Annotated in this window: 21 protein-coding genes; 14 read left to right on the top strand and 7 right to left on the bottom strand. The window is 68.2% G+C overall.

All coding sequences use genetic code 11. The annotated features are described in order from the left end of the window. The first annotated feature begins 85 nt into the window (after positions 1 to 85). The gene (locus EV138_RS04380; protein ID WP_133977151.1) at positions 86 to 466 is read left to right on the top strand and encodes a winged helix-turn-helix transcriptional regulator; all 381 of its coding nucleotides are present in this window, start codon (positions 86 to 88) and stop codon (positions 464 to 466) included. Further along, entirely contained in the window at positions 466 to 1,239 is a 774-nt protein-coding gene (locus EV138_RS04375; protein ID WP_133977150.1) for an SDR family oxidoreductase, read from the top strand. The genes EV138_RS04380 and EV138_RS04375 overlap by 1 nt, the downstream gene beginning before the upstream one ends. Here EV138_RS04375 and EV138_RS04370 read toward each other — a convergent pair. Both EV138_RS04370 and EV138_RS04365 read right to left on the bottom strand, forming a co-directional pair. Next, positions 1,228 to 1,977 (bottom strand): DUF427 domain-containing protein, encoded by a 750-nt coding sequence (locus EV138_RS04370; RefSeq protein WP_133977149.1) that lies wholly within the window; start codon positions 1,975 to 1,977, stop codon positions 1,228 to 1,230. The genes EV138_RS04375 and EV138_RS04370 overlap by 12 nt on opposite strands. A 69-nt stretch (positions 1,978 to 2,046) precedes the next feature. Next, positions 2,047 to 4,167 carry a fibronectin type III domain-containing protein gene (locus tag EV138_RS04365; RefSeq protein ID WP_133977148.1) on the bottom strand — a complete coding sequence of 707 codons (2,121 nt, stop codon included), beginning with the start codon at positions 4,165 to 4,167 and terminating at the stop codon, positions 2,047 to 2,049. 283 nt (positions 4,168 to 4,450) lie between these two features. On the opposite strand from EV138_RS04365, the gene EV138_RS04360 reads away from it, so the two are divergent. Further along, positions 4,451 to 5,935, top strand: coding sequence for a lysyl oxidase family protein (locus EV138_RS04360; RefSeq protein ID WP_238157952.1), 1,485 nt, complete (start codon positions 4,451 to 4,453; stop codon positions 5,933 to 5,935). 45 nt (positions 5,936 to 5,980) lie between these two features. Here EV138_RS04360 and EV138_RS04355 read toward each other — a convergent pair whose 3' ends face one another. Beyond that, entirely contained in the window at positions 5,981 to 7,507 is a 1,527-nt protein-coding gene (locus EV138_RS04355; protein WP_133977146.1) for an MFS transporter, read from the bottom strand. A 150-nt stretch (positions 7,508 to 7,657) separates the two neighbouring features. Here EV138_RS04355 and EV138_RS04350 point away from each other — a divergent pair, with 150 nt between their 5' ends. Further along, positions 7,658 to 8,533: a LysR substrate-binding domain-containing protein gene (locus EV138_RS04350; RefSeq protein ID WP_133977145.1), complete on the top strand. Its 876-nt coding sequence runs from the start codon at positions 7,658 to 7,660 to the stop codon at positions 8,531 to 8,533. Here EV138_RS04350 and EV138_RS04345 read toward each other — a convergent pair. Beyond that, the gene (locus tag EV138_RS04345) at positions 8,530 to 9,348 is read right to left on the bottom strand and encodes a UbiA family prenyltransferase (RefSeq protein ID WP_133977144.1); all 819 of its coding nucleotides are present in this window, start codon (positions 9,346 to 9,348) and stop codon (positions 8,530 to 8,532) included. The two genes, EV138_RS04350 and EV138_RS04345, sit on opposite strands and share 4 nt — an antisense overlap. 18 nt (positions 9,349 to 9,366) lie before the next feature. Here EV138_RS04345 and EV138_RS04340 point away from each other — a divergent pair, with 18 nt between their 5' ends. The 4 genes from EV138_RS04340 (at position 9,367) to EV138_RS04325 (ending at position 12,899) form a co-directional block, all read left to right on the top strand. Continuing rightward, complete coding sequence (locus tag EV138_RS04340; RefSeq protein ID WP_133977143.1) at positions 9,367 to 10,413, top strand: type III polyketide synthase; 1,047 nt, start codon at positions 9,367 to 9,369, stop codon at positions 10,411 to 10,413. Continuing rightward, on the top strand, positions 10,413 to 10,940 hold the full coding sequence (locus tag EV138_RS04335; RefSeq protein WP_133977142.1) for an isoprenylcysteine carboxyl methyltransferase family protein: 528 nt from the start codon (positions 10,413 to 10,415) through the stop codon (positions 10,938 to 10,940). Before EV138_RS04340 ends, EV138_RS04335 begins: the two co-directional genes overlap by 1 nt. Then, positions 10,937 to 11,953, top strand: a complete 1,017-nt coding sequence (locus EV138_RS04330; protein WP_133977141.1) for an NAD(P)/FAD-dependent oxidoreductase — start codon at positions 10,937 to 10,939, stop codon at positions 11,951 to 11,953. The genes EV138_RS04335 and EV138_RS04330 overlap by 4 nt, the downstream gene beginning before the upstream one ends. Positions 11,954 to 12,215: 262 nt before the next feature. Further along, positions 12,216 to 12,899: a hypothetical protein gene (locus EV138_RS04325; RefSeq protein ID WP_133977140.1), complete on the top strand. Its 684-nt coding sequence runs from the start codon at positions 12,216 to 12,218 to the stop codon at positions 12,897 to 12,899. A 378-nt stretch (positions 12,900 to 13,277) separates the two neighbouring features. Here the strand turns inward: EV138_RS04325 and EV138_RS04320 are convergent, their stop codons facing one another. Further along, complete coding sequence (locus tag EV138_RS04320) at positions 13,278 to 14,825, bottom strand: PucR family transcriptional regulator (RefSeq protein ID WP_133977139.1); 1,548 nt, start codon at positions 14,823 to 14,825, stop codon at positions 13,278 to 13,280. 90 nt (positions 14,826 to 14,915) lie between these two features. Here EV138_RS04320 and EV138_RS04315 point away from each other — a divergent pair, with 90 nt between their 5' ends. Continuing rightward, positions 14,916 to 16,184 (top strand): NAD(P)/FAD-dependent oxidoreductase, encoded by a 1,269-nt coding sequence (locus EV138_RS04315; RefSeq protein WP_133977138.1) that lies wholly within the window; start codon positions 14,916 to 14,918, stop codon positions 16,182 to 16,184. Positions 16,185 to 16,548: 364 nt separating this feature from the next. Here the strand turns inward: EV138_RS04315 and trxA are convergent, their stop codons facing one another. Both trxA and EV138_RS04305 read right to left on the bottom strand, forming a co-directional pair. Beyond that, positions 16,549 to 16,938, bottom strand: coding sequence for a thioredoxin (gene trxA / locus EV138_RS04310; protein ID WP_112236523.1), 390 nt, complete (start codon positions 16,936 to 16,938; stop codon positions 16,549 to 16,551). 163 nt (positions 16,939 to 17,101) lie between these two features. After that, the gene (locus tag EV138_RS04305; RefSeq protein ID WP_133977137.1) at positions 17,102 to 17,977 is read right to left on the bottom strand and encodes an aldo/keto reductase; all 876 of its coding nucleotides are present in this window, start codon (positions 17,975 to 17,977) and stop codon (positions 17,102 to 17,104) included. Between the two features lie 411 nt (positions 17,978 to 18,388). Here EV138_RS04305 and EV138_RS04300 point away from each other — a divergent pair, with 411 nt between their 5' ends. Genes EV138_RS04300 through EV138_RS04280 form a run of 5 tightly spaced genes read left to right on the top strand, consistent with a single transcriptional unit; the run spans position 18,389 to position 25,568 of the window. Beyond that, on the top strand, positions 18,389 to 19,663 hold the full coding sequence (locus EV138_RS04300) for a conjugal transfer protein (protein WP_133977136.1): 1,275 nt from the start codon (positions 18,389 to 18,391) through the stop codon (positions 19,661 to 19,663). A gap of 25 nt (positions 19,664 to 19,688) precedes the next feature. Next, the gene (locus EV138_RS04295) at positions 19,689 to 19,976 is read left to right on the top strand and encodes a hypothetical protein (RefSeq protein WP_112236526.1); all 288 of its coding nucleotides are present in this window, start codon (positions 19,689 to 19,691) and stop codon (positions 19,974 to 19,976) included. Continuing rightward, entirely contained in the window at positions 19,976 to 20,536 is a 561-nt protein-coding gene (locus EV138_RS04290; protein ID WP_133977135.1) for a hypothetical protein, read from the top strand. The genes EV138_RS04295 and EV138_RS04290 overlap by 1 nt, the downstream gene beginning before the upstream one ends. After that, on the top strand, positions 20,536 to 23,571 hold the full coding sequence (locus EV138_RS04285) for an ATP-binding protein (protein ID WP_133977134.1): 3,036 nt from the start codon (positions 20,536 to 20,538) through the stop codon (positions 23,569 to 23,571). The genes EV138_RS04290 and EV138_RS04285 overlap by 1 nt, the downstream gene beginning before the upstream one ends. Beyond that, positions 23,568 to 25,568 carry a TrbL/VirB6 family protein gene (locus EV138_RS04280; protein ID WP_133977133.1) on the top strand — a complete coding sequence of 667 codons (2,001 nt, stop codon included), beginning with the start codon at positions 23,568 to 23,570 and terminating at the stop codon, positions 25,566 to 25,568. Before EV138_RS04285 ends, EV138_RS04280 begins: the two co-directional genes overlap by 4 nt. The last annotated feature ends 74 nt before the right edge of the window (positions 25,569 to 25,642 follow it).

The raw sequence follows: 25,642 nt of genomic DNA, 5'->3' as shown, positions 1-25,642 counted from the left end.
TCCTCCTTCACTAGACTCGGCAACGAAGCTACGGGCCATGTATCGGGCCGTGGAAGACGGCACTTTCTACTGCTAAAGGCACCAAATGGATACCGACCAGGTCAGCGGCAGATGGGACGCCACCAAGGGCGCCTGCCCGACGCGGCAGGTCCTCGGCCGGATCGGTGACACCTGGACGATGCTGGTGATCAGCACGCTGGAGAGCCGGGGCACGCTGCGCTCGGGCGAGCTGAAGGCGGCGATCGAGGGGATCACCCAGAAGATGCTCACCCAGACCCTGCGCCACCTCGAGCGCGACGGCGTCGTACGGCGTGACGTAGTTCCTACTGTGCCGGTCACCGTCACGTATACGCTGACGCCGCTGGGCGTGAGCCTGAGTGCTGCGGTCGCCACGATGCGTACCTGGGCCTACACACACATGGACGAGATCGTTGCTGCACGCAACGAATTCGACGAGGGGCACTAGTGGATCTGCAACTGACCGGCCGGACCGCTGTCGTCACCGGAGCGAGCAAGGGGATCGGGCTGGCGTGTGCCGAGGCGCTGGCCTGGGAGGGCGCGAGCGTCGTCGCCATCTCCCGCAGCCCGGAGAACCTCGCTGCGGCTCAGGACCAGCTGGCCGCCAAAGGACTCAAGATCCAGGTCGAGGCGGTCGACCTCACGGACGCCGACGCGGCCAAGGCGGTGTTCGAGCGGATCGGGGCGGTCGACATCCTGATCAACAGTGCCGGCGCGGCCCGGCGGACGCCGGTCGACGAGCTGAGCAGCCAGACCCTGCACGCGGCGATGGAAGCGAAGTACTTCACCTACATGCACGCGATCGACGCGGTGATCCGCGGGATGGCCGAGCGTGGCAACGGCGCGATCGTGAACGTGGTCGGCCAGGGTGGGCGGCAGGCCAACGAACTGCACATCGGCGGTGGCGCGGCGAACGCGGCGCTGATGCTGGCGTCCGTCGGCTACGCGAAGGCGTACGCCGGCCGCGGCGTCCGGGTGAACGTGATCAACCCCGGGATGACGCTGACCGGTCGCGTCGACGAGGGCCTCGAGGCTGCCGTTCGTTCGACCGGCCGCCCCAAGGAGGAATTGCTCGCCGAGATGGTCCAGAGCATCCCGATGGGTCGCGCCGGCGAACCGGAGGAGGTCGCCGACGTCGCGACCTTCCTCGCGTCACCCCGCGCGAGCTACGTCACCGGTTCCGTCATCACCATGGACGGCGGCAGCACGTCAGCCATCTGACGGTGGGATCCCACCGGAGAAGGCCGTTCGCGGGCGCGGCACCGCTGCGCCGTCGATGGTCAGATCGACCCGCTCGTTGAAGAACGCGATCAGGCCGGCGATGGGCAACAGCGGTGCCGTCGGGAAGTCGTAGCACCAGGCGAGATCGGGGTGCTTGCCCACTGACCAGTACCCGGTCGTGCGCCCCTTGTACGGGCAGGCCGTCCTCGTCTCGCTGGGCGTGAGGTGCTCGAAGTTCACCGCGAGCCGGGGGAAGTAGTACCGCGGCGGCAACCCGGTCTCGAAGACGATCACCGTCGAGGACGACTCGGCGAGCACCAACCCGTCCCGCTCCACCTTGACCGACCGCGACGACTTGATCGCGTCGCACCGGCTGTACGGGTCGCGCGGATGGACGAAGACCTCTTCCTCTTCCTCGAACCAGCTGTCCATCGCGTCCCAGTCGAACCGCACCAACCCGGCGGCCACCCCGTCGTCGTACACGCGCGCCTGCCCGTTCCCGGCCGTGTGCACCCGGGCCTTGCCCCGATGGTGCTGCTCTGTCTCACCCGTATCGACCAGTACGCCGTCCGCCACGTCCGCCAGCGGCACGTAGTACTGGGGGTAGGGCGGGAACTCCCAGAGGTACTTCGCTTCGAGGGTGTCGAGGACGACCTGGCCGCCGAGCGTCGCGCGGATCCGCCGCGGCACCGGTTCGAGGTGATCGATCCGCCCAACTACTTCGGGGTATCCGCTCATCTGCCCACCATAAGCGGGCAATGTCCGGAGAACCGAGGGTCAAGGACCTCGGTTCTCCGGACGTAACCGTCAGACGGTGATCCAGTCGATGTCGGCGATGTAGCCGTTCGGGTTGCTCACCTTGATCGAGTTGGAGCCCGCCTGGAGTTTGACCGGCAGGTAGACCACCTGCGGCGTACCCCAGTCGTTGTCGCCCAGACCGTGGTAGTTCACCCAGTAGGTGTCCGCGTCGTTGACCGTCAGCATGCTCTGCCGGCTGGTGTCGCCGTCGGTGTAGGCGATCTTCACCAGGTACATCCCGGTCGTCGGCACCGTGATGCCGTTCAGCGTCACCGAGGCGTCGTAGCCGATGTTGCCGATCTTCTGGCCACCCGAGCACAGGGTGCACCCATTGGCGCTGGCGTTGCCGGTCAGCGTGCTCGTCGATGCCTCCGCCTCGTACCGGGTCGGCCCACCCGACTTCGCGGTCAGCATCGTCACCGGCGCGCTCGCCTCGGACGACCTGCCGCCGTCGACGCCCTTGACCTCGAACGTGTACTGCGTCTGCGGAAGCAACCCGGTCACCACGACACTCGTCGCCGAACTCGTCGCGACCTGCTTGCCGTTCGCGAAGACCTTGTACGCCGTCGCGCCGGTGCTCGGCCGCCAATTCAAGGTCACCGTGGTCCGGCTGACGTCGGTCGCCTTGACGTTGGCCGGCTTGGAAACGGAGCCGAGGTTGTTCGGATAGATCTTGTACAGCTTCGATCCGTGCGCCGGAAGCTGGGCGCCGACCTGGGCGCTGACGTTGTTGCTGTTGGTGGCGGCCCAGATGTCACGCACCTTGGCCTTGCCGGTGATGCCTAGCTCGTCGAACCGTCCGGTCACGGTGGCAGGACTGTCCGCGAGGTTGAACAGGCCGACCGTGACGCTGCCGTCGGCGTTCTTGGCGTACCACGTCTGCTGCAACTGGTTCTGATTCAGCGGCCGGGCCGGGACGCCGGCCTGGTCGATCGCGATCACCTCGCGTTTCGTGAGCAGTTTGAGCCCGTACGCGTCGAGCTTGGTCAGGTCGTCACCGGCGAACAACGGCGCCGAGTTGATTGCCCAGAACGTCATGTACGTCTGCCGCTCGGTCTCGTTGACGCCGTCCATCGCGCCGACGCCCACGTTCAGCGCGTCGAGGTTGTTCCAGTGTCCCGGTCCGGCGTCGTCGACCCATTGCGCAACGTCCCACCAGCGCTGCACCACCGAGCCGGTCCAGCGGACGATCGTGTCGCAGTAACACTCGACGTCGGTGTCGATCCGCCAGCCGTTCGAGTTGGCCTTCCAGCTGTCCGCGTAGCGATGGCTGAGGGACCACGACAACGTGTACTGCATCGGGCGGCCGGCGTTCTGCACCGCGCGCCACCAGGACTCCACGTCCTCGGTGTTGTTGTGGTTCGGGTCGTCCGGAGCGCCCTTCCAGGAACCGGGGCCGACGCCGTCCATCTTGATGAAGTCCACACCCCAGCTCGCGAAGGTCTTCGCGATCGAGTCGGCGTACTTCTGCGCGCAGGGGCTGGCGTAGTTGATCTTGTACGCCTGGTCCCAGCCGTTCGTCGTGCGCAGGTCGGGGTAGACGATGTCGCGGGTGAAGCAGCCGGGCGCGTCGTAGATCGGCGTGGTGCCGTCACGGTAGACGTCGAAGCCGAGCCCGACGACCGTGTAGATGCCGAACTTCAGGCCGAGCTGGTGGATGTCGTCGCCGAGCGCCTTCATCCCGCGCGGGAAGCGGGCGGGATTGGCGACCGGGCGGCCGTACTCGTCACCGCCGAGCTGCCAGCCGGCGTCCACGTTGACGTACTCGTAGCCGTACGGCTTCAGCTTGGTGGCCAGCGCGTGCGCCTGGGTGAGGATGTTCTTCTCGCTGATGAAGCTGCCGGGGCCGTCCGGGTTCACGCCGGGATAGTTGGTGGACTGGAGACTCCAACTGCTCCACCCCATGTACGGCTTGGCCGCGACCTGTGGATAGGTGGCTGGTACGGGCGTCTTGGTGGCGGGAACGCCGGTGGCCGGGATGGTGGCGTCGGGGACTGCGGCACCGGCCGGCGCGATCGCGGCTGCCGATACCAGGGCGGTAGCTGCGAGGGCGATGACGCCGGTACGACGGCGGCTGCGGGTTCGGCGTACGGGCGGGGTTTGCGGGGCGGCATCAGGGCGGACTGACATGTGTTCCTCCGTCGCGTCCGAAATCGAGGGGGACCGGGACGGAGCCGAGCCTAGGGCCGCTTAATTTACAACGTCAAGTAACAGGCGTCGGTAACTGTGCGTAGTGCTGTGATCCAACTGCGACACAACTGTCATCAACATAGCGACCACCGGCCTCCGTCATACCCCGTGTAAATGAGGCATGGCCCGGGAGGCGGGCCTGCTCGTCTGGGAGGGGTAGACCATCAACACTTCAAGGAAATTCGGCCGTACCGCGATTGCGGTCGCGGGCGCTGCCGCGCTGGTGGCGGCAGCCGCCGGTGCCGCCGGCGCCGCAGTGTCCGGTCCGGACAAGGCAACCGCCGGAACCGCCGCGACTCCGGCGCTGAAACTAGTTGCCGGAAGCAAGGATGTCACGCTGGACCGGATCCCGGACTACGGCGTGGTGATGGACTTCGGGACGCACGTGGTCGCCGGCCAGAAGCCGATCGAGATCCGCGCCACCCGCAAGTCGTACGGCGACCCGATCGTCGCCAAGCAGTACGTCGGCGGGTATCCCGTCTCGTTGCCGAAGGGCTCGGTCACCGACTGGTCCGGTCTCGGCAAGTTCCTGCACGTCACGCTGACCGACGCGACCGGCAAGAAGGTGCTCGATCGCGATCAGGCCTTCTGCCTCAACGGCGAGGGTTCCCGGACCCGGCCGGACGCGCCCGACACCTCGCCGTACCCGTCGGAATGCAGTGCGAACCCGTTCACGCTCGGCGCGGTCTGGGGGCTGCAGGCCGGTTGGTCGGCGAACACCTACAACTACTACGACGAAGAGGCCCCGGCCGACCTGCCGGTAGGCAAGTACACCGCCAAGATCAGCATCAACAAGCAGTACCGCGACTACTTCAAGCTCGGTACGGCGGACTCCGCCGTCACGCTCAACGTCACTGTTCAGGACGAGCAGGGCTGCGACCCGGGCCACGGCGCTGTCCGGGGCTGCAAGTCGAAGGTCGCCCAGTCGCTCGAGCCCGGCGCCGCCAAGGCGAAGAGCGCCGCGCTGACCCCGAACGCCAAGCGGCCGACCGGCAAGGCGAGTGTGCCGAAGGGCCCGAAGCCGGACCTGCGTCCGCTGCCGGCCTGGCAGATCACTGTTGCCCCCGGCGACGAAGGCCCGAGTGCCCAGCGCGACTACCTGTCGTTCGCCGCGAACGTGTGGAACGCCGGTCCGTCCAAGCTGGTCCTCGACGGCTTCCGTCAGCAGGGCAAGGACCTGATGGACGCGTACCAGTACTTCTACGACGCCAACGGCAAGCAGGTCGGCTACCAGAACACCGGGACGATGGAGTGGGACGCCCGCGAAGGCCACAGTCACTGGCACTTCACCGACTTCGCCCGCTACAGCCTGCTGTCGAGCAACCAGACCGAGGTCGTCCGCAGCCAGAAGGAAGCCTTCTGCCTGGCCGCGACCGACTCGATCGACTACACGGTCAAGAACGCCGAGTGGCACCCGCAGAACACCGACCTGCACACCGCGTGCGGCAACCACGGGTCGCTGTCGGTCCGCGAGGTCCTCGACGTCGGCTCCGGTGACACCTACGTCCAGTCGCTCCCGGGCCAGTCGTTCGACGTGACCGACCTGAAGAACGGCACGTACTACGTGCAGGTGGTCGCCAACCCCGAGAACCGCCTGTTCGAGTCCAACACCAAGAACAACGTGTCGCTGCGCAAGGTCATCCTGGGCGGCACCCCGCACCACCGCACCGTCAAGGTCCCGCCGGTCCAGTTGGTCGACGCTCCCTGATCCCCGTCGCCGGCAGGCACCTGGGGGGCCTGCCGGCGATCGGTTCTAGTGGTGCTGAGGCTTGCGCCTCGTACGCCGGGGGCGCGGTGCCGGGTCCCCGCCGCGGTGATGCCTTCGAACCAGCGGGAACGGCCGGTCGATCCGCGGTGCGGCCGGCCGGGCGAGCCGGACGGGGACCTGCTCGAGGCCGAGCCGGACCGGTGGTTGCAGCCACGGCGAACGCTCCGAGCGGTGAACGACCACCCGGAAGCGCCCTGCCCTGGCGAGAGTGATGCCGATGGCAACGGTCGCTGTGGCCGGGATCAGCCCGGCCAGCAGCAGACCGGTCCGGGCGCCCCAGTGCTCGGCGATCCAGCCGACCGTCGGCCCGCCGATCGCGCCGCCGCCGATGAAGACCAGGTTGTAGATGCCGGCCACCCGGCCGCGGAGCCCGTCGGGCGTGGTCAGTTGCACCATCGACTGGGCCGCGGTGAGGAACATCAGCGTGGCCATGCCGAGCGCGCAGAGCAGCGGCAGGAACGTCCACAACGACGGCTGGATCGCGGCCACCATCTCGGTGATCGCCAGGATCGAGGCGATCCCGACCAGGTTGCGCAGCCGGGTCGGCCGGATCCGCCGGGCCGACAGCAACGCCCCGGCCAGGGACCCGACGGCGACGACGGAGTTCAGTACGCCGTACCCGGTGGCGCCGGTGTGGAAGACCACCTTGGCGAACGCGGTCAGCGTGACCGGCAGGCTGATCGTGAACATCCCGAAGATGCCGACCAGGACGACGGCCCAGCGGACGGCGGGTTCGTGGAAGGCGTACCGGACGCCGTCGCGCAGGCCGTCGCGGATCCGGATGCCCGCGCTCGCCTGGCGGGACGCGTTCAGACCGGGCATCTCGTGCTCGCGCATCATCAACAGCGCGGAGATCGAGCCGAAGAACGTCACGGCGTTCAGCGCGAACGCCCAACCGGTGCCGACGGCACCGATCATCGCGCCACCCAGCGCCGGGCCGATCAGGCCGCCGAGCTGGAAGGTGGACGACACCATGCTGATCGCGTTCCGCAGCCGCTCCCGGCCGACCAGTTCGGTCACGAACGACTGCCGGGTCGGGTTGTCGACCGCGGTGGCCAGACCGAGGATCAGCGCGAGCGTGTAGACCTGCCAGACATGCACTCCGCCGGTCAGGGCAAGGACGGCGAGGATCGCGGCGAGGGTGCCCATCGTGGACTGGGTGACCAGCAGGATCTTCCGCTTCGGGAAGCGGTCGGCGATCACCCCGCCGTACAGGCCGAGCAGGAGGGTGGGGAGGAACTGCAGTGCCGTGGTGATACCGACGGCGGTGGCGCTGCCGGTCAGGGTCAGCACCAGCCAGTCCTGCGCGATGCGCTGGACCCAGCCGCCGGTCGAGCTGACGAACAGGCCGCTGACCAGCAGGCGGAAGTTGCGGACCTGCAGTGCGCTGAAGGTGTCCCTGAAGCCCGGCCGGCGCTGGGTGGCCGGGAGCTCGTCGACGGGAGGTCGGGTGGCGCGATGGGTGTGGAAGTCGGGGACGTGGTGGACAGAACCGGTGGCCCGGGTGGTCAAGAGTCATCCCTACGAAGTGGACTGTCAGGGGAGGTCGCTTCCATCCTCAACGTTGGAGAGCTGGTTTCGACAGCGAATTACTCCTATTAGTCTTATTGCGTCCCGCAATGACAGAATGAAGGCACGTCAAGGAGGAAGGAGGGTGAGCTTGTGGCCTACGATCCGGACCAGTTGCGTACGTTCCTCGCGGTCGCCCAGTCGCTGAGTTTCACCCAGGCGGCCGAGCGGCTGGGGATCCGCCAGCCGACCGTCAGCCAGCACGTCCGCAAGCTGGAGCTCGCGGTCGGGCGCCCGCTGTTCGTGCGCGACACCCGGACGGTGACGCTGACCGCCGACGGCGAGGCGATGGCCGGGTTCGCCCGGACGATCCTGGCCGCGCACGAGGAAGCCGTCGGGTACTTCACCGGGTCGGAGTTGCGCGGCCGGCTGCGGTTCGGGGTGACCGACGACCTGGCGCTGACCCCGCTGCCGCGGATCCTGCGCGACTTCCGCCAGCTGTATCCGCGGATCGACCTCGAACTGACCGTTGCCCAGAGCCCGAATCTGCTCCGCCGGGTCGAGTCCGGGCACCTGGACCTGGCCTACGTGAAGCACACGGCGGGCGCGGGCTCCGAACTGAACGGCCGGCTGGTCCGCCGCGACCCGCTGGTGTGGGCGGGCATCTCGGGCACCCGGATCGCGCCCGACGGACCGGTCCCGCTGGTGGCCTACCAGGCGCCCAGCCTCAGCCGGTCCCTCGGCGTACAGACTCTCGAGCAGGCCGGGCGGTCGTGCCGGATCACCTGCATCGTGCGCGGCGTCAACGGCGTACTGGCGGCGGTTCGCGCCGGGCTCGGGATCGCGATCTTCGCGCGCAGCCTGATGCCGGTCGACCTGGTCGAGCCACCACCGAGCGCGGGCCTGCCGGAGTTGCCGGCGATCGACCTGGTGCTGATCACGAACCCTCGGGCGGCCAAGGAGCCGGCCGAGGCGCTGACGGCCGCCATCCTCGGCAGCAACGCGCCACTGAAACCGCAGGCCGGCTAGCTGGTCAGCGCGTCGCCCCGGACGACGAGGGTGACGATCGCGACGGCTGCCACCGCCAGGGTGACCAGAAAAGGCGCGTTCTTCCACGCGACGATCGCGACCAGCAGCCCGGCGTTGACAGCCAGGGTGATCCAGCCGATCGCCCCGATCGGGCCGTCCGGCGCGATCACCAGCAGCGCTGTGGCGACCGCGAGAGGCAGCGGCGCCAGCACCCGGGCGGCTTCGCCGAGCCGCTGCGGCCACCCTCGCACACCCGTGGCGAGGTCGTCCGCGAGATCCGGTACGACGTTTGCCAGATGGGCACCGACACCCAGGAGCGCGCCGGCGGCGGTGGCCCACCACGGCGCCCAGGTATCCGCGGTGCCGAGGGTCACGAAAGACGGCAGCAGGCCGAACGCGACGGCGTACGGGAACCAGGAGATTCGGGTGGACTTCAGCTTCAGGTTGTATGCCCAGGCGGCTGCCACGGCGACGAGATGGACCAGGCCCGCGAGCAGTCCGCTGGCCAGCGACAGCGGCACGCAGGCGATCGCCGTCACGACTGCGCCGATGCCGACCGTCCGGCGACTCACCAGTCCGAGCACGATCGGTTTGTCATTCCGGGCCACACTGGTGTCGCGGGTTGCGTCAATCGCGTCATTGCTCCAGCCGATCGAGAGGTGGCCGGTGAGGATTGCTGCGGCGACTAGGAAGCAGCCGGCGGCGTTGCGGCCGGCCGACCAGGCGACCACCGTGATCAAGGTGGTGACGGCAACGGTCGGACCCGGATGGGATGCCATCCCCAGACCCTTGAGGGTGCGCGCGAGGCTGCTCATCGAAGCAACGATGCCACGATGACGCGGATCGCCGCGGCACAGGCCGCGTTCCCGCCCAACCGGTACGAACAACACGAACTCACCGAGGCCTTCGCCGACATCTGCCTGCCCGACGGCAAGGGGCACGCCCTGTTGCGCCGGTTGCATCAGAACGCCGGTGTCTCCCATCGGCACCTGGCGTTGCCACTGGAGCAGTACGCCGTACTGAAGGACTTCGGTGCGGCCAACGACGCCTGGATCTCGGTGGCGGTCGACCTCGGCGCGGCGGCCGTTTCCGAGGCACTGGCAGCGGCCGGGCTGTCAGTGTCGGACGTCGATGTCCTCATGTTCACCACGGTCACCGGGGTGGCCGCGCCCTCGATCGACGCGCGGGTCGCGATGCGGCTCGGGATGCGGGAGGACGTCAAGCGGCTGCCGTTGTTCGGCCTCGGATGTGTCGGGGGAGCGGCGGGGATCGCGCGGCTGCACGACTACCTGCTCGCCTGGCCGACGCACGTCGCAGTACTGCTGTCGGTGGAGTTGTGTTCGCTGACCTTGCAGCGGGACGACTCGTCACTGCCGAACCTTGTCGGTGGCGCTTTGTTCGGGGACGGCGCGGCCGCGGTGGTGCTGACCGGTTCGGACCACCCGGCTGCTGCCGGGCCTTCGGTGGTGGCGAGCCGGAGCCGGTTGTATCCGGACTCCGAGCGGGTGATGGGCTGGGACGTCGGATCGGGCGGGTTCCGGATCGTGCTCGGTGCGGACGTACCGGAGGTGGTTCGCAAGTACCTCGGCGGGGACGTCGTGACATTCCTCGGCGACCACGGGCTGACGGTGCCGGAGATCGGGACCTGGGTGTCTCATCCCGGCGGGCCGAAGGTTCTGGAGGCGGTCTCGGAGACGCTCGGGTTGCGGCCCGGCGCGCTCGACGTGACCTGGAGATCGCTGGACGCGGTTGGCAACTTGTCGTCATCGTCGGTCCTGCACGTGCTCGGTGACACCCTGCGGCTGGATCCTTCGGGTATGGGCGTCCTGCTGGCGATGGGCCCCGGTTTCTGTTCCGAGCTCGTCCTGCTGGAGTGGTGATGTCAACGTCGTTGTGGCTGTACGTCGTACTGATCGTGCTGGTCGGCCTGGAACGCGTGGCGGAGTTGGTGGTGTCGCTGCGCAATGCCCGGTGGAGCTTCGAGCGGGGCGGGGTGGAAACCGGCAAGAGCCACTACCCGTTCATGGTTGTGCTGCACACCGGGTTCCTGGCGGGCTGTCTGGTCGAGGCGATCGTGGCGGACCGGCCCTTCATTCCGGCCCTGGGGTGGACGATGCTGGCCGTGGTGCTGCTGGCGCAGGGGTTGCGGTGGTGGTGCATCACGGTGCTCGGGCATCAGTGGAACACCCGCGTGATCGTCGTACCGGGGTTGTCGTTGGTTGCCGCTGGCCCCTATCGGTGGATCCGGCATCCGAACTACGTCGCGGTGGTGGCGGAGGGGATCGCGCTGCCGTTGGTGCACACCGCCTGGATCACGGCGACGCTGTTCCTGGTGCTGAACATCCCGCTGCTGACCGTCCGGATCCGCGCCGAAGAGGCCGCGTTGGACGGTGCGCTGACGAAGTGATCGACCTTCTCGTCGCCGGGGCCGGTCCGGCCGGCGCGGCCACCGCGATCCGGGCCGCGCTCGCGGGGCTCTCGGTCGTCGTGGTCGAGCCGCGCCGAGGTCCGATCGACAAGGCTTGTGGCGAAGGGGTGGCGCACAGCGCGGTCGAGTATCTGCAGCGGCTCGGCGTTCGTCTGGAAGGCCGGCCCTACGCCGGGATCCGGTATCTGGATTCCTCGCATTGTGTCGACGCCCGCTTCCGGGCCGGCCCGGGGCTCGGCGTACGGCGTACTGTGCTGCAGGCCGCTCTGCTGGATCGCCTTGCTGCGCTCGAGGTTCCGGTCATCACCGGCCGGGTCGACGCGATCAGTCAGAACGGGTCGTCGGTGACAGCGGCCGGATTGACCGCTCGGTACCTGGCGGCCGCCGATGGTTTGCATTCACCGATCCGGCGGCAACTCGGGTTGGGGCTCGACAGGTCGGGCCAGGTACGGCGCGGATTGCGGCGGCATTTCTCGACCGCGCCGTGGACCGAGCTTGTCGAGGTCTATTGGTCACCGCTCGGCGAGGCTTATGTGACCCCGGTGGCCGACGACCTCGTCGGTGTCGCTGTGTTGACTTCGGCCCGCGGTTCTTTCGATTCCCATCTCGAGGCGTTTCCGGCTTTGAAGCGTCGGCTGGAAGGTGCTTCGCCGGCTTCCGAGGTGATGGGTGCGGGGCCGTTGCGTCAGCGGGTACGTCGGCGCGTCGCGGGGCGGGTGCTGCTGGTCGGGGACGCGGCCGGCTATGTCGATGCGCTGACCGGTGAAGGAATCGCGGTGGCGTTGCGTACCTCTGCCGAACTCGTGCGTTGTGTTTCGAAAGACCTCCCGGAGAACTATGAAGCAGCCTGGCGGCGGGTGTCCCGGGAGGCTCGGTTCCTCACCGCATCGTTGCTCTGGACCCGCAACAGATCGTTGCTCGCTCCACGTATCGTGCCGGCCGCGGCGGCCCTGCCAGGCGTCTACGGCGCGATCGTCAACCGGCTGGCCTAGGTCGTCGGGAGACCCTTCCCTTCCGAAGGCGGTGCACTTCCCTGCGGACCCGTGTCGAGGTGGGACGCTCCGCGGCGTCGACGAGGGTTGCCTGGGCGTCCTTGGAACTGGAGCGCCGCCGAGGGTAAAGGGCAATCATGCTGGTTATGCGTATTTTGCATGTTGATGCAAGAATTCGATCTCCCGTTTGTCGGAAATGTGTGCTGTACTCCTTGAGTCGTCCCGGGCGGTCACGTCCGGGGGGCTCAAACGGGGAGTTATTGTGCGTATCACCAAAAAGCTCGTTGCCGTCGTTTCCGCAGCATCGTTCGCCGCTATCGGCGGGGGCGTGCTGGTCAGCTCGCAGGCTGACGCGGCCGAAGTCGGACCGATGACCGCAAGTTCGACGGCAGGTTCGATCCCGAACACCAAGGGCGCAGTCACCAACTGGAACATGGCCAAGGCCAGCATCTACGGCGACAATCTCGGCCCCGGCATGGTGCAGTGGTTCACCACCGTCTACAACGGCAGCGTCCACGAGATCGGCCTCGACGCCAACCTCAAGGCGAAGATCAACAAGCCGGGCATCACCGGCCTGGAGTCGGACAGCCCGTACCCGAGCGCGACTCAGCTCAGCGACAACCCCGGCCAGGGCGCCAACTCCACGGTCAAGTTCGTGGGCGACAGCGGCGCCACGCTTCAGCGCGCGTGGGTCCAGTGCGCCGACGGCAAGACCGCGATCGGTGGCGGCTACCAGCGCGCTGACGAAGCCGTCGCGGCGATCAAGAACCTTCAGATCGTCAGCTCGTCGCCGACCCAGGTCAAGGACGGCAAGGAGGTCTACGAGCCCATCGCCGGTGACAAGGCCGGCTCGCTCAAGCCGAACGCATGGCTGGTCGAGGGCTTCAACAACGGCACTACGGACCTGATCGTCCGGCCGTCTGTGGTCTGCGCGAACATCGGCTGATCCACCAGGACAGCGGAAGCCCTCGAGCGTCGTGCTCGGGGGCTTGTGTCGTTCCGTGCGCGGCGGGCGTCGTTCTGCACCGCTTAACTCGCCGGTGTGAGCGCTGCGTGGACCTGGCGATCGCTCAGACAATCGCCAGGTCACACAGCGATCTGAGCATCCTGGTGAAAAGCTCAGACTCACCTTCCCAGCATCCTGGTGAAAAGCTGGGACGGTTTGCCTCAGCATCCTGGTGAAAAGCTGAGACAAGTCCGTCAGGTGATCGAGTCAGCTGTGCGAGCGACCCGGCCTCCCTTGTGACCTCAACAATTCCATCCGGATGTTGCTCAACGATTGCCGGAATATGAAGCCTTGTTACTCGGGCCTGTGGCGTAGGTCTCAGTGCTCGGTCCGGACGGCGGCGATCTGGAGCTGGAGGGCGAGCCGTTCGCGCGGATCGGACAGATCGAGCGTGGCGATCTCGCCGATCCGTTTCATCCGGTGCCGCAAGGTGTTCGGGTGCAGATGGAGCTGCTTGGCGGCTTGCTGCGGTTGACCGGGGTAGTTCAGCCACGCCTGCAACGTGTCGACGAAGTCGGTGTCGTGCTCGATGTCGTGCCTCAGGAGGGTCGCCAGCGGGCCGTCCAGCTTGGTGGTGTCCAGCGAGGTGACGGCCCGGTGCACCGTCAGTAGGTGCCAGGCCTGCTCGACACGGAGGGCCGGGCCTGGCGCGGTTCCCCGGCGTACGAGGCCCAGTAGCTCGATTGCCTCCGCCCTGGAGCTCGGGAGGTCTGCAGGCCCACGTGCGCGGCCGCCTGCGGCCGCCGTAGTACCAGGGGCGTCCTTGGCCAGGTCGACCGTGAGTCGGCGCAACCAGCGCCACGAGCCGGGGCCGTCCGCGTCTGTGACGACCGCCAGGACCGTGCCGTCGAGGTCGGCCAGCTGTGGCTCACTCCACCCATGACGGCGTCCCGTCGACTCCCAGAGGTCCAGCTGCTGCGGTACGTCGTATCCGCTGGGGGAGCCGAGTGCTACGACCCGCCATGGTGGCGGTGGGAGACGCACGTCGACAGTGGTGTCCGGTGAGAACTGTCTGAGGACCGTGCGCAGACGGTCGATCGCGCTGCGTCTGGCGACGTCTGCCTGAGCCCGGAGCCGCAGGAGATGCAAGGCGAGGACAGACGCCGCGTTGCTCAGTTCGGCGGTCACCTCGTCGCTGACCGGCCCGTCGACCACAGCCCAGATGGACCCGAGCCACTCGCCCCCGGCGCGGACCGGTACGACAAGGCGCGGGCGGATGCCGTTGGGCCCGTTCGGGACCAGGAACGGCTCGCTCGACCTCGCCAGGCGGCGGAAGATCCCGCGGGCCCGGAAGTGCGCGATAACCTCCGCGGGGACCCGGCGGCCGACGATGGTGGAGACGCGGGTCGGGTCGGTGAGGTCCTGGCCGGAGGAGTACGCCAGTACGCGGCTCTGGTTGTCCTCGATGGTCACCGGGGCGTCCACGATCGCCGCGGCGGCGTCTGCGAGAGCGAAGAGCTCCTGGTGTACTCCGGCGTCTCCGGCGACGGGGGAGTCGGGCGCTGCCGCTCGGTCGATGACGCCGCGGAGCAGCCAGACCACGTGGGCCCAGGTGACGCTCGGCTGGAGTGCGATGAGCGTGATGAGCCACCGCTCGGCAGTCGCGACTACGAGGGGATCCCTGGCGAGGGCAACCCGTAGTACGACTCCTGACGCGTTGCCGGCGGCACAGCGCTCCAGGAGCTCGACAGCCTCCTCCGAATCCCGCAGGCCGAGGCCGAGCACCAGGTCGCCGGGCTGACCGGTCGCCGCCTCCTGCGGGTCGGCGAGGAACACATCACGAACCTCGTCGTCCCCCCGCCCTCGGACGACGACTTCGAACAGGGCTGGACCGACGGCGACGACTAGGTCAGGCGCAGTGATCATGAAGTTATTGTGCGCTGAGCACTGTCATTTCACGCATCAATGGTGCGATCGCACCATGACAGCGCCTCGGCGCGGCCGCACCATCGATACATGGTCGCTGCTGGTTCATCCACACACATCGTCCCCGACCGGGTCGCCATCGTCGGCGCCGGCATGGTCGGCCTCGCCACCGCCTGGTTCCTGCAGGAGCGTGGCATCGAGGTCACCGTGCTCGACCGCCAGGGCGTCGCCGCCGGGGCCTCCTGGGGCAATGCCGGCTGGCTCACTCCCGGCCTCGCCACCCCGCTGCCGGAACCGGCCGTCCTCAAGTACGGCGTCCGTGCGGTGCTGAGCCCCTCCTCGCCGGTCTACGTACCGCCGACTGCGAGCCCCCGACTGCTGTCGTTCCTGACGCGGTTCGCTCGCAACAGCACCGCCGGACGCTGGAAGACCGCGATGGAGTCGCTGGTCCCGATCAACCGCCAGGCGCTCGGCGCCTTCGACCTGCTCGCCAAGGCCGGCGTGGAGGCCGAGACCTACGAGGCGAAGTCCTTCCTCGCCGCGTATCGCACCGAGGCCGAGCGGACCGTGCTGCTGGACGAGATCGAGCACATCCACGCGGCCGGCCAGGGCATCGAGTTCGAGGCGATCACCGGCGACGACGCCCGGGAGATCGAGCCGTCGCTGTCCGACGAGATCGGCGCGGCCATCCGGCTGCACGGCCAGCGCTTCATCAACCCCGGCGAGTACGTCCAGATGCTGGCCGACTCGGTCGTCGCCCGGGGCGGCCGGATCGTCACCGACGCGAACGTCTCGGACATCGTCGACGAGATCCGCGGCGTCCGCATCGTCACCGCCGACGGCGAGAGCGAGGCGTACGACGCCGTCGTGATGGCGACCGGCGCTTGGCTCGGCGACCTGGCCCGCCGCTTCGGCGTACGGACCGTCGTCCAGGCGGGACGCGGGTACAGTTTCAGCGTCCCGATGGCGCACGTGCCGGCCGGCCCGGTGTACTTCCCGGCGCAGCGGATCGCCTGTACGCCGCTCGGCGACCGACTCCGCGTCGCCGGGATGATGGAGTTCCGCAAGGCCGACGCGGCGCTCGACCCGCGCCGGATCGACGCGATCGTCGAGGCCGCCCGCCCGCTACTCCGCGACGCCGACCTGGACGCCCGCACGGACGAGTGGGTCGGTCCGCGCCCCTGTACTCCGGACGGCCTGCCCCTGATCGGCGCCACTGCCTCGCCCCGCGTCTTCGCGGCCGGCGGTCACGGCATGTGGGGTATCACCCTCGGCCCGATCACCGGCCAACTCCTGGCCGAAACCATCACCACCGGCACCACGCCGACCGAACTGGCCCCCTTCAACCCCCTGCGCTGACCACCAGGCCAGACCCCTCGCGTACGACCGCTTCACCACGATCCCCCCAGGGCGGCCCGGGCTCGCGCCCTCGACCGCCTCACCACGATCCCCCCGGTCGGCTGGTTGCTGACAACCCCCTGTCCCAGCCGGCCGGGACCGAACGACCCGCCCTGATCGGCGGGGTAGCCGCACCGGGCCGCGGGGGCCTGATGCGGCGAGAGCGTGGCTCCCCGAATCTGCCCGTCCCTGCGCGGCGCGAAGATTCCGGGAGTCACGCTCTCGAGCAATCACCCCCCGGACCCACAGACCAGCAGGGCAGTTGCACACGATGCGCCATGTGCGACTGCCCTGCTGTTTGATCTGTTTGTTTGTATCGATGCAGTTAGTGCGTGTGCGGCTCGGTGCCGTGCTCGGCCTCGTGGGCCGCGATCTGGGCACGGACCTCGTCCATGTCGACCGCGCGGAGCTGGCCGATCAGGTCCTCCAGCGCGGCAGCCGGCAGCGCGCCCGGCTGGGAGTACAGCACGACGCCGTCACGCACGGCCATCAACGTCGGGATGGAACTGATCTGGAACGCCTGGGCCAGCTCGACCTGCGCCTCGGTGTCCACCTTGCCGAAGGTGATGTCTTCGTGCTTCTCGGACGACTTCTCGAAAACCGGTCCGAACATCTTGCACGGACCACACCACTCCGCCCAGAAATCCACCAGGACGAGCCCGTCGGAACCGACGACCTCGTCGAAGTTCTGCTGGGACAGCTCGACCGTTGCCACTACAACCTCCGGAAGTTAGACGACTACCTCCATCACAACAGCACAACCCCGCCCACTGTTCCCACCCCGCCCCCAGCTGGGCGCGAAAGGCCGTCGGCGCGAAGCGACCTCCGCCGTCGGCGACCGGGCGTGCGTAGTACAAGAGGTGTTTGAAGCGGATGAACTACCAGGGCATCGAGATGAAGGGGGAGCTGTAGTCCTGGACTTCTTCCAGGATCGCGGCTGCTGCTTCCGGGGTGAGGTCGGCGCGCTCCTTCTCGGCGGTGATCATCTGCTGGAGCAGCCGGGTCTCGCCGGCGGTTGCCAGGCCGGTGATCTCCGGGTGCCCGTTCAGCAGCCAGGCCGTGGCGGCCGAGATGTAGCGCTGTTCGTCGAACGGCCGGTACCAGGTGTCGTAGGTCTTCTCCTCGCCGTCCTGCCAGTTCCGCCGGGCGATCATCTTGATCGTCATCAGGGCGGCGTCCGATGCCCGGACGGCCTCCACCAACGCCGCGTAGTCGTCGGCGTACTGCGGATCGGTCGACAACCGGTAGTTCAGCGGGGTCAGCACGCTGTCGAAATCGAACCGGCGAAGGCCCTCGCGATGCACCGACGGCGCCGCCGCGGTGTGCCCGGTGATCCCGATCGCGCGCACCAGGCCTTCCTCCTTGGCCCGGACCGCCGCCTCCAGCGAGCCACCCTTGCCGGTGACGAGGTCGAGGTTCTCCAGATCGCAGACCGCGTGCATCTGGATCAGGTCGACGTGGTCGGTCTGCAGCCGCTCCAGCGACCGGTTGATCTCGGCCCACGCCTCGTCGTACGTGCGCCGACCGGTCTTTGTGGCCAGGAAGATCCGGTCCCGCATCTCCGCCATCCGCGGCCCGAGCCGCAGTTCCGCGTCGCCGTAGTCGGCGGCCACGTCGAAGTGGTTGATGCCGGCATCGAGCGCCAACTGGATCGAGGCGTCCGCCACGTCCTGGTCGACCCCGCCGAGCGCCGCCGCGCCATAAATCAGTACCGAGCTGCGATGTTCCAGCCGCCCGAGCCGCCGAGTCTCCATGCCAGTCCTTCCGAGGGGAGCTGTGATCGTTCAAAAGCCTAGTACTTCCGGCCCCCGCCACGAGCGGCTTTTCCACAGGGCGGGCAGGGAAAATCGGTTACTATGCGTGATCAGTTGGTGCGGTCCGCTTACCATGTTGTTCGCACGGATTTTCGAAGCTGTCGGGTCCGTATGGCAGGGTGTGCGCAGCCTGATCGAAGCGGGTCGGGCATGAGAGAGGAGCTATGGCGACGGTACCGAAGGTGTCACGCTTCGAACCGAGGTGTGCATCTGTGCGCGAGTGGGGTAACAGTATGGCTGCGGGGAGCGATCTAGCATCCGGATCCTGGCCTCAGGACTCCCGGAGGACAGTTGCTTGCCGTATTCTCCCGGCTACTGTCCGCGTAACTGCTGTCTGAGGGGCGGGTAGCGATGAGTTGGTGGCGAACGTTGCTGAATCTGCCGCCAAAAGGTGAGCACTGGGCGGACCAGCGGCGCACGAAGCAGAGCCGTCCGAAGAAGGCGGGCAAAGGACGCCCGCAGAACACCGCACCGGAGTGGTGGGCCCACCCCGATGGACCGGTGTCGCCCACGCCTCGCCAGGCACAGGGCGTAGCGGCGCAGTACAGCGCGCCCCCGCCCGATGCGGGCGGAGTGATGGCGCCTCCTCGGCGACCCCAGCAGCCGCCGGCCCACCGCAGTACGACGGCGCCCGGCCAGCCGGCTCAGCAAGGGCCGCGCCCGCCCGAGCGGCTTCGGCAGAGATCGCCGCACGGTGCGCACGCCGCCCCGATGCCGCTGCAGGCACCCCTCGAGCCGAATCAGACGCCTTGGTCGACCGAGCCGGAATCCTCGTTCTCGACCTGGGCACGACGCTTCTTCCGCGGCTTGGTGGTCGCGGTTCTGTTGCTCGCCGCGATCTCGGGCGTGCGGTCGTGGATCCGGCCCGACAACACCCCTTCGACCGTGGTCACTGGCCAATCCGGCTATCCCGCCAACGAAGCCCGCGCGATCGCGACCCGCTTCGCCGTCTCCTACCTGAACTGGGACGAGGACAACCCGGACGCCCGGCCGCAGCAGCTCAGCGTGGACCTCGCGGCCGGCCTCGACGCCCGCGGCGGCTGGAACGGCCGCGGCAAGCAGACCGCCAACGCGGCGTACGCGGGGGAGGTCACGGTCGATCCAGGCGGAGTCGCGGCAGTTGTGGACGTCCGCGTGCAGGTGCGCCCGTTCACCCGCAGCGGCCGCAACTGGGTCGGCGGTCAGTACAGCTGGCGCCGCGTCTCGGTGCCAGTGGCCCGTACGGCGTCGCGCGTCGTCGTCAGCGGAGCCCCGACCTTCATGCCGGACGACCGCGCCGCACTGCCGGACAACATGCCCGAGGCGGCCGCGCCGGACGACGACCTGACCGCGGCAACCCTGAAGGACGCCGAGGCGTTCTTCAGCGCGTACGCCGAATCGGACACCAAGGTGGCCGCGGTGACCGCGCCGGGCGTGACCATTCGCAGCCTCGGCGGAACGGTCAAGCTGGACCAGTTGAAGGACTGGCAGGTCTACACCGGAAACGACGACGAGCGAAAAGCCACCGCCGCCGTCACCTGGGACGGTACTGGGGACACCACCCTCGACCAGACCTACACGCTCACGCTGCGGCGCACGGTCGCCGTGAACGGAGCACAACGATGGCAAGTGGCTGCCGTCGGATGACCACCGTTACAAGGGAGATGCCGCAATGATGACTCACCAACTGGCCGCGAGCGTGGTGGAGCTCGTCGTGCCGCTCGCCGACCCCAACGTCCCGACAGGCGCGGATTTCAAGGACTGGGTCCTGGTCATCGCGGGGAACATCTTCATCGCCATCCTCGTCCTGCGCGCGATCGGGCACTACTTCAAGCGGGAGTGGGGCGAGCTGTTCGGCCACATCGCCGCGGGCGTCCTGGTCGGCGGCCTGATCTATGCCAACAACCAGACGATCAACGTGCTCAAGGGCTTCTGGGGATTGCTGTCCGGAGGTAATTGATGCGCGTCGGCCGGACCCTGACCCACCACTTCGAGATCGAGACCCGGCAGTACGACCTGCTCGGCATCGACCTCGGAGAAGGCGCCCGTCGCCGGATGATCATCTTCGGTGCGGTGATCATCATCGCCTGGATCGCTTTGCTGGTGCCCTTCATCGGGGTGCCCAAGAAACCGACCGTCAGCCTGTACGTCGTACCGCCGTTCGTGATCACCGCGTTCGGCTGGCGGGCAGGTAAGCACCACGAACGCCGCCGCCGCGTGACCGAGTGGGCGCTCGCCGTCCGCTACGCGTTGCGCTCGCACCGCCCGATCATCGGACTCGGCGCCCGGGCCGCCGACAAGACGGAGTACTTGCCATGGCGTGAGCGCATCGCGACCCAGAAGGTGGCCAACCTGGCGCGGGCCAGGGTAACGCCGGAATGGGATCGCGAGGTCGTGGTGGAAGTCGATCCCCAGGTCCGCGCGGGAGCGGACATCACGGTGAGCCAGCGTGCTCGCCTGCTGGGGGCGGACCACGTCCAGAAGGTCAGCCGCAGGACATCGTCGGGGAAGAGGCACTGATGAAGATCGCTGACAAGTTCCTGAACCTGGTCGGGATCGGCCGGGACCGTGGCCTGCCACCGCCCCGGCTGGTGGCCATCGCCGACGGTCTGCTGGTGACCGAACGGAACGCCGAGGCGTGGTTCCTGATCTCGGTCGCGAACACCGACCTGGCCACCGAGGCCGAGCAGGACGCCGCCCTCGACGCCGCGGTGAGCGCCGCCGCGACGATCCTCGGCGACCGGCTCAGCCACCTGAAGGTGGTCTGGGGCCGTTCGACCGGTCAGGACTACCTCGATAGCGTGGCCGGCCACTACCGGCTCGGCGACCACGACGCCTGGGCCCAGACCCGCGCCGACCGGATCGACGAGATGCGGATGCCGGAGCGGTACGTCGCGCTCGGCGTGCACCTCAGCGATCGGGACCCGCGCGCCACCGCGCAGGTCCGCGGTTCCATCAGCGACGCCCTCGGGACGACGTCCTGGCGGGTCAGCGCCCGCGAGCTCGCGCACCTGGACGAGCGCGTCCGCAAGCTCGGCCGCCAGCTCGGCTCCACGGTCTGGCGCGCGCACACCGCGCCCGCCGAGGTGATCTCCTGGCTGATCAGCCGCGAGATGCACCGCGGCGCCGTCGCCGCTCCCCGCCGCGGCCTGATCACCGGGGCCTCGCTGGCCCGGCTGACGTCCGGCCGGGTCGTGCCGTACACCGACCACCTGCGCATCTACGACGCCCGCGGCCAGATCGCGGCGTACACGACCGTGCTCGCGATGACCGACTTCCCCGAGGAACTGGAGACCCCAGGCGCCGGGGAATGGCTGCGGACGCTGAGCGAGATCAAGGCGATCGACGACGACGGCGACGAGATCGACGTGACCGTCGAGGCGTCGGTCCGGTTCCGGGTGCTGACCAAGAAGACCGCGCGGCACCTGGTCGACGAGACCCGCAAGAGCGCCAAGGAGCAGCGCCGCTCGGCCGCCAAGGGCACCGCCGAGGAGACGGCCGACGAGATCGTCGAGACCGAGCGGATCATGCGTGAGGTCAAGCGCGACATCAACCGGTCCGGCCTGACGCTGGTCGAGGACCACCCGCGACTGCTGGTCAGCGCTGATACCCGCGAAGACCTCGAGACCTATGTCGACGCGGTCGTCGCGCACTATGCCGACCGCGGCATCACCGTGGCCGCCGGCGCGGACGAGCAGCGCGATCTCTGGCTGGAATCGCTGCCAGGCGACCAGCTCCGGGTGCCGGATCTCGGCCATGTCCGCGAATCGACCGCGTTCTTCGGCTCCTGGTTCTGGGGCGGTGCCTCGATCGGCGACGCCACCGGCCCGGCGATCGGTTACCTGACCGGCTCCACGCCCGGCCTGGTCCGCTTCGACGCCGCTGCCGGTTCGGCCCTCGGTGACGCGACCACCACGCTGTTCCTCGGCCGCTCGGGTCGAGGCAAGACGACGGCTGCGATGCTCGGTGGTCTCGACTCGGCCTTCGCGGGCGCCTGGGTGCCGCTGCTCGACCTGAAGGGCGACGCGGCCGGCGTTTCCGCAGTGGCCGCGGAGTACGGCGTACCGACTGCTGTCATCGAGATCACGGCCCAGTTCTCCGGAGCGGCCGACCTCCTTCGTGTGCTGCCCGTCGACGACGCGTTGCTGCAGGCGCCTTCGCAGTTGATGCTCCTGCTCCCGCCACATCTGCGAGGTGCCGCAGAAGCACCCGTGATGGCGGCGACCCGCGCCGAGATCCAGTCGCCCGACCCGTCGTCGTGGGGCGTCATCCAACGCCTCTGCGCCTCCGAATCCGAGACCACCCGCACGGTCGGCTTCGCCCTGCGCGACCTGGTCGAGACCGGCCTCGGCTCGGTCGTCGCCGGCCCACCCTCCGGCCTGTCCTCCTTGACGACGAACCCGGGCCTCTGGGTGGTCCAGATGCCAGGCCTCACCCTGCCCTCGCCCGAATCGGCCCCCGAATCCTGGTCCCCGATCGAACGCGTCGGTATGGCCTGCCTCCGCGGCTGCCTCGCCTGGATGGTCCGTACGACGGGCCGCCGCGAGTTCCGCGGTCGCTCGAAGGTCGTCATCGTGCCCGAGGTCCACCTGCTCACCAAGACCCCCGACGGCGCTTCGTTCCTCGACTACATCGCCCGCGTCGGCCGTGCGCTCGGCGCCTCCCTCGTCCTGGACACCCAGGATCCGGCGTCGATCCTCAAGCTCCCCGGCCTGGTCGAGCAGATCACCACGCTCTTCGCCTTCAGCCTGCGCTCCCGCGAACAGGTCGACTCGCTTCTGGAGCTCCTGGGTCGCCCGCAGACCCCGCCGTACCAGACCCTGGTCCGCGGCATCAACACCGCCGCCAACGGCAAGAGCATCCGCCACGGCCACTGCATCATGCGCGACCGCTGGGACGAGGTGGCCACCGTCCAGATCGACATCCCGAGCCAGCGCGTTGCCGACCTCCTCCGCACCACTCCCGAGTCGGAACACGACCTCGAACCCACCGTCCCCATCCTCCCGCCCTACGAAGAACCAGACCCCTTCGCAGACGACTACGAGGACCTCGACGACGCCCTGGAACCAGCAGCCCAGGCCCACGCCCAAGCAGCCGCCCACACCCAGGAACCGATCCAGGACGACCCGCTCCCGTCGGTGCCGGTCGTAGAGACCTCAAGCCACCACGCCAACTCCGCAACGCCACCCCCGACCTTCGCGTCGGCCCCGGCCGCGCCCCCCTCCCAGTCGACCGCACCTCCCTCCTCTGCGCCTTCCCCAACCCCCCAGGTAGCCCAACAAAACGGCGCAGCCCCCGCCCCCGCAGCCCCCAACGGCTCCACACCCCCGTCAAACGGCTCGACACCCCCGTCGAACGGCTCTACACCCCCCTCCAACGCCTCCTCCAACGGCCAGGACCGCACCCACTCCGGCCGCTACGACGAGCCCATCGGCCCCGACGAGGTCTACGACCAAGAGGCAGACGAGGCCGCCTACAACGAAGCGATGTACCCCTCCACCCCAGACGACGACCCAACCCCCAACAGCTCCCCCAAGAAGGAGCACGTCGCATGAGGTCACCGCGCAGACTCCGTACTGCGCTGACGACCCTGGCTGTCAGCACCATCCTCTTCTGCCAAACAGCCCTGGCCGCCGACCCCAACACCGGCCCCACCAACCCCACCGGCTTCGCCGACCTCCTCCCCACCCCCGACCTAACCCACGGCGACACCAGAACCCTCTTCGAGCAATACAGCCCGATGGTCTACGGCCTGGATTTCGATACCAGCATTCGCGATCCGTTACAGGCAGTTTTCAACGGTTACGCGCATCTGGTGATGATGTACATCGTCGCCATCACCAGAGGTGCCATCTCAGTCGGCTGGTGGCTTTTCTCCTTCACCGACATCAAGCCTTTGACAGAGGCGACGTCCACGACGATCGGCGCAACCAGCACTCAATTGGTCGGGTGGCTGCTACCTTCGGCGCTCGCATTCGGTGCGATCGCGGCGTATGCACAACGCCGGAGTAGTGGAAGTGCGTTGGGACAACTGGTCTGGGTGTTGGTCGCGGGTGTGCTGAGCATCAGCTTTGCGCTGGCTCCGGCGACCTGGCTCAGAGGAGTGGATGGAGCCCGGCAACTTGGGGCGGGCGCGGTGATGAGTGCCTCGTCCGACGCAATGGGCCCGACCATGCAGAGCCCGATCGCATGGCCCGAGCCAGGATTCAGCGGCACGTCACGCGACACCCTGCTCAGGAAATCCGCTGATGCCAGTTGGCGTGGATTTGCCGTCACGCCGTGGTGCATTGCTGAGTTCGGCTCCTTGGCGGCCTGCCAGCGATACGGCAAGGGCATGCTGGATGCGGGCACGGACTCCGACGCCCGGAAGAAGTACGTCGACACGGTGGTGACCCCGGCGGAAGGCGGCGGTGACGCGGCGACTGTGAAATGGACCAAGGGGGACAATGCCTTCGGTCGTGTGGGAGTTGTCATGCTGGCGGCTATCGCTGCCACGCTCTTCGCCTTCTTGAACATCGCATTGGCGTTCACCGCGTTGATGGCATTCGTGGGATGCTTGTTGCTATTGGTGGTCGGCGTGTTTTTCGCATGCCTGTGGATCATTCCGGGCCGTCCTCGCCAGTGGGGATTGAACTGGTTCGAGGCGCTCATCGGTCTGGTCCTGCAGTCATTTCTCGCGATGCTTGTCTTCGGTACCGCTCTGACTTTGGTGACGGCCGTGTTCAGCTTGAGCGGCACTCTGGGATGGTTGCCGGTGAGTGGTCTGGCCATCGCCGTCCTGATCGCGGGCTTCCGACTGCGCCGTCTGTTGGACAATTTGACCACCATGATGAGGCCCGGTGCGGGCAGCATCATGCTCGGTGGGCTTGCGCGTCGGGGTGCTACCGGTGCCGTACGCCGGATGCTCGGCGCCTTGAGCAGCCGAAGCTCCGCACCGTCGATTACGGAACGCAATCGGGAAAGGAACGCCCCGAGCGAGGCAGCAACGCAGCGGGTTTCGTCGGTGCGCGTCTATCGACAGGCACCTGCGGCGGGCATGCTCGCTCGTGCGGGTTCGGGGAGCAGTCCTCACGAACTGACCACCGGAGCTGAGCGTCGGAGAGCCGATGGTGGCGCGGGCTCAGTTGGCGGGATGGCTCCTGGTCAGCACACCGCAGGGGAACCTGGACGCGGAGCCGGCGCAAGCTCGACGCGGACCACCTCGGCGCTGAACTTGGCCAGAGCCCGGACTCAGTCGAGAACCGAAGGCCGCCGGACGATCTCGGTCTCGACCGCCAGCGCGGCTCCGGCGGCTGCAGCCGGAGGTGGGTCGGCGAAGGTCGGGTCAGCGGACGCACCGAAGGGACGTCACTCCCGGCGGCCGCAACCTAGTACTGGCAGCGACGTCCGGTACGAGCCACGGATCAGCACACCGTCGGCAAGTCTTCGGGAAGGACCGCCGAAGGCGCCGCGCGTACGGCGCCGCTCGCCCGGGCAGCAACAGCGTCGCTTCCGTGAGTACTCCTCGTTCACGAAAGACGGCGTGACCGTCCACGTACCGGCGCGCAGGTGATGGTCGATGGCACGCAGACGGCGCGATACACCCGACCGTCGGGAGGGATCGAACAGCAGACCTGTGGACCGGGC

Origin of the sequence: Kribbella voronezhensis, assembly GCF_004365175.1 — a bacterium.
Taxonomy (GTDB): Bacteria; Actinomycetota; Actinomycetes; order Propionibacteriales; family Kribbellaceae; genus Kribbella; species Kribbella voronezhensis.
The sequence above is the reverse complement of the archived record's forward strand: the minus strand, read 5'-3'. Positions and strand labels throughout refer to the sequence as shown.